Annotated in this window: 4 protein-coding genes; 1 reads left to right on the forward strand and 3 read right to left on the reverse strand. The window is 47.4% G+C overall.

The genetic code is table 11. The features are described 5' to 3' along the window. The 3 genes from ASN89_RS22620 to ASN89_RS22630 form a co-directional block, all read right to left on the reverse strand. Nucleotides 1-1,346 (reverse strand): hypothetical protein (locus tag ASN89_RS22620; protein ID WP_152988652.1); only part of this gene is annotated, 1,346 nt, incomplete at its 3' end. 2 nt (nt 1,347-1,348) lie between these two features. Next, nucleotides 1,349-2,293, reverse strand: a complete 945-nt coding sequence (locus ASN89_RS22625) for a glycosyltransferase (protein ID WP_058050847.1) — start codon at nt 2,291-2,293, stop codon at nt 1,349-1,351. Beyond that, nucleotides 2,283-3,767, reverse strand: coding sequence for a flippase (locus ASN89_RS22630; protein WP_161911795.1), 1,485 nt, complete (start codon nt 3,765-3,767; stop codon nt 2,283-2,285). The genes ASN89_RS22625 and ASN89_RS22630 overlap by 11 nt, the downstream gene beginning before the upstream one ends. Before the next feature lie 379 nt (nt 3,768-4,146). Here ASN89_RS22630 and ASN89_RS28345 point away from each other — a divergent pair. Further along, nucleotides 4,147-4,365, forward strand: a 219-nt coding sequence (locus ASN89_RS28345) for an acyltransferase family protein (RefSeq protein WP_235502048.1), incomplete at its 3' end; no start/stop codon positions are given.

The raw sequence follows: 4,365 nt of genomic DNA on the forward strand, positions 1-4,365 counted from the left end.
GTCTGCGGGTTGAGATTTTTCTTTTTCCGTATTGTTTTTATTTTTCTCATCAATGGTCCGGTGAATAAGAGCCATAAAAACAAAGTCAATAAAAATCCCATGCAGGATTCACCATTTTGCATCAATTGATTATTTGCTGGAAAATATAGCAACATGATGGTCAAATAAGTGAATAGCAGGATGGAAAGTTTATCGGTATATAAGATTGCATATATCCATGACATGGCCAGATAACGGCCAATAAAAAACACGATCAACAAAGTGCCAGCGAAACCGACATCCGATGCGATCCACGTATAGATCGAATGCCACAGTGTCAGTTCACCCCAGCCTTCTGCCGCTTCCAGTCTGGCCGGATAGGTGTGTGTTCCTAGTTCCACCATACCCGTTAGCGAAGTCGCTGTTCTGGAGAGAAACATTGAATTGCCAACACCGAACGTGCTTTCAAAACCGAGCAGCATGGCACGTGACAGGGCATAGTAGCCTTGGCACAAATAGCGCAACAGTGACTCTACATAGATTTGGTATTGCTCCGGCATTGCGTACGTCATCCAATTATCGGGATCGCTATCTATGAAGATCGGTGGACCAAACGTTCTACCGCTTGCGACACCGCCAGAGCGCTGGGTTTGCCCATAGCCGAAGAAGATAAAGGCACCAAACATCGCCGTCAGGCTACCCAAAGCCAGTATTAGTTTTTGCTTTTTACTCAGTATTAAATGTCCAGAGGCTATAGCCAGTGCCATAAGCCAAGGAACCAACAGTACCGTGTCAACGATGGTTTTGTTGGTTCCCATGGAAATATACATGGAAATATTAAATAAAATGATGAAGGCGCAGCACAGTTTTTCGTTTGTGGTACGTTTTTGCCAAGTCGCCACTACAAAGGGAAAGCTTAATGCCAGTAAGGGGGCCAATATAATTCGGATATACTCGATGATCACCCATGGGCCGCCGGAGAAGCTTCTTTCCACTGCATTTTGATATGCTTCGCCAGGTGCCGCCAAACCGAACATGATATTGGGAATAAAGGTGCCAGTGCGCGAAAAGGAACTCGGCAATAACATGACCAGATTCAGGATTAATGAAATCCTCAACCAATCTGTTTTTGACTTGCTGGTCACTAGTGGGGAACGCAAAGCCTTTTTGTAGCCGGAGTAATATCCCCAGGCGAGCAAAATGTGAGAGGCAGTCAGAAAGCTGTATAGTTCAACAGGATTGCTGACCGGCCAAGGCCACGGTCCAAAAGCAAATAAAAATACCGAGATATTCAGATAGATCTGAAAAAATATAATAGGCAACCAAAGGCCCCGGGGCTTTCGTTTTGCAGGTCGGTTAACACCCATATTTAAATCTTTGCCTTTGGCAACAAGGATTGCACACCCCAGATTAGGCGGCGCAGCGGTTTACTGACGCTGGTTCGCAACAGGCTGAGTATTGTGCGCAGAGAATGGTGACGGGGATAGCGGGCGATGGCTTCGCGATACTTTTTGTAGCCGCCAGTCAAATCGCCGCTGCGCAGGTGCGAACGGGCGATGACCAGCAAAGCATGCGAATATGCCTCATCTTTGCGAAGAATAAGGCACTGTGCTAAGTCTTTACGTGCATAAAAATCGTCCATTACTCGCAGATATTCCATCGCGATCTCAGGCCGCTTTTCATAGAAAGAAATGGATTTCGGATGCATGCGATAGCCCGCCAATGGCTCTTCGAGCATTTTGAAACCGCCATTGAGGCCCACCCGCATCCAGAACTCGCGATCAGGTGCCAGTTTCAGATCAGGCCGCCAGCCACCCGCTTTCAGATAGGAATCCTTACGAAACAATGCGCCGGGACCAATAAAGCACTCTTGCTCAACAACGAGATTTTCATGATCGAACTGACGGCATACATTCTTTTTTATAATAATCGATGCTGGATCAATCAGGTGGCAATCTGGATAGACCACGGCAATGCTGGCATTAGCTTGTAATGCAGCTACCAGCTTGGTAATGGCACCAGGATACAAAATATCATCAGCGCTCAGATAACCGAAAATTTCTCCTCGGGCCATATCCCATCCCTTATTCAAGGTACTGGCTTGCCCCATGTTCTGCTGACTTTCGATATGAAATTTTCCTTGGTATTTTTGCAATACTGTCTTGGTGTGATCTGTCGAACCGTCGTCCAGCACGATATATTCGATATGCGGATAGTCTTGTGCCAGCACGCTTGCAATAGTTTCGTCAAGAAACTCAGCCTGATTGTAGGCGGGAGTCACGATAGTAACCAATGGATTGTCTTTAAAGATCATGCTTGCCACCGAAACGAGAAGAAATTTTACCAAGGACGTATTGTCGTTCGTTTTTTGTTGCTATACAAAGCCATATGTAAGCAAACATTACAGATATGCAGCATACATATAGCAATGTCCGTGTCAGGAGGCCGCCGACAAGCGCTGGTAAGTACGATAATAGTATTAGGATACCCACGCCGCAGAGCCTGAGCGGCTGATCGATGACGTCGCGCATCTTGATGACGTTTGCGGCTTGAAAAAACATGATGAAAGCATCGATCAGCATGCGTGCCAGCCATGCGCCCACCGCCCCCACCAAGCCGTAACGGGAGGTGGCCAACCACAGGATGAGAATAAAAAATGGGAACTGCACCAGATGGATCATGGCAGTTACCCTGACTTTTCCTGCACCTTGAATCAAAGTGAAGGGGATGTGCGCCATGCAGTTGATCATGATGCCCAGCGAGAATACTTGCAGTAAAAAGTAGCTTTTTTCCGCAAACTCGGGATTAATCCACAGTCGCAAAAAATCTTGGGCAAAAATGCCAAAAAACAACGCTGACGGATAGATAACCAAAAATAACATCAGTAGCGCTTTTCTGAAAATCGTAGGGGATTCCTTGCCGTTCGCAAATAATTCGCCTGTAAAGCGAGGGAAGAGTACTGCTGTCAACGCCCCAGGAATGATCCATAATTTGGAAATGACTTCGAACGGCGTGACATAGTAGGCCACAGCGGCGGCCGAAATGGTTGCCCCAATGAGGAAACGGTCCATGTAGCCCATCAATGGGCTGATGACATTGCTGACTGTCATCCATCCGCCTGAACTGATCAACCCACTGATTAACTCCCTGCGATAGCGTCGGTCATTGAGCATGCCGGGCAGTGAGCGTATGGCATAGTAGACATGGGCCAGACAGGCGACGATACGCCCGATGGTAAGCGCAACGGTAACCGCGATCAGGTCATTTTTGTACCAGAGTACCACCGCCAGCGGGCCGAGAAAGGTGAACATTCCCATGGGTAAACGTATCATATTAATGATGCCGAATGCCCCTCTCGCTTCCAAAATGCCGCGCAAACCGGATGTCAATACAATAAATGGCATTGCCATGGCCATGACCTTGACGGAACCAGAAATTTCCCCGGTATTGACGCCGCCAGCCATATGGGCTGCACCCCAGTCAGCTCCAAGCCACATGAGCATTCCTGCAAACAAGCCCAGCGCGGCCATGATCAGCAGGCTGGTATAAATCAGCGAGGGAAGATCCGCATCGCGCTTGTCTGCCATTAATTGCGATATTTGCAATGTCAGTGCGCGCCCCAAGCCCAAGTCGAACAATCCGAAATAGCTGACCACAGCCCAAATGAGCGTCAACATGCCAAAACGTTCGTCACCGAGAAGATGGATCAGAGCTGGCATCGATCCGATAGCGACCAGCATCGGTAAGCCAAGTCCGAGCAAGTTGTACAAAGTGTTGCGGATAAGCATGTAATGAATCTTTAGGTTGAGATGCATGGCGGGGCGGAGTCGGATGACACACCATGCCAGCGGAAAATGTGTTGGTTCAAGCCGGCTAGCCCAATTGCTCTGGCCTACTGAACCCCTTGGCCTAGCCAAGTATGGCGGAAGGGCTGGGAGAGTAATGTTTTCTCAAATGCAATTAATTAACGTAAAATTACTATCTGAATCTAATGCCTTTAATGTAACCTCTCAGTATAGCGGTTTTGCACGCGAACGTCCAAGCAAGAGCTGACGCGCGAATGAATATCCGTATCAGTAAAGCGCTTTTGTCAGTTTTGCATGTTATTGACATTCTGTAATAATAGTTTTCTTGAAGAATGGGATAAGAATGGACCGAAGAGTTAGCTTGTTGCGTATCGTTGCGTGTTTTATGGTGATCTTATTGCATGTTTCAGCAGAGAATTTTCATGCTTTCGGAGAAAAGTGGTGGGCAGCCAATTTCTATGACTCACTGACGCGTGCATGCGTACCGATATTTTTCATGATTAGCGGCGCTAACCTATTATCGAAGGATGAGACCCTTGGCACCTTTTTTCGTAAGCGCTTCTTAAAAATCATCCCGCCA

Source organism: Janthinobacterium sp. Ant5-2-1, from assembly GCF_001445815.1.
Lineage (GTDB): Bacteria > Pseudomonadota > Gammaproteobacteria > Burkholderiales > Burkholderiaceae_D > Janthinobacterium > Janthinobacterium lividum_E.

Bases quoted from the DNA above. Each gene is read 5' to 3' on its own strand.
- ASN89_RS22630 (WP_161911795.1), bottom strand. From the start codon at position 3,767: ATGCTTATCCGCAACACTTTGTACAACTTGCTCGGACTTGGCTTACCG.
- ASN89_RS22625 (WP_058050847.1), bottom strand. From the start codon at position 2,293: ATGATCTTTAAAGACAATCCATTGGTTACTATCGTGACTCCCGCCTAC.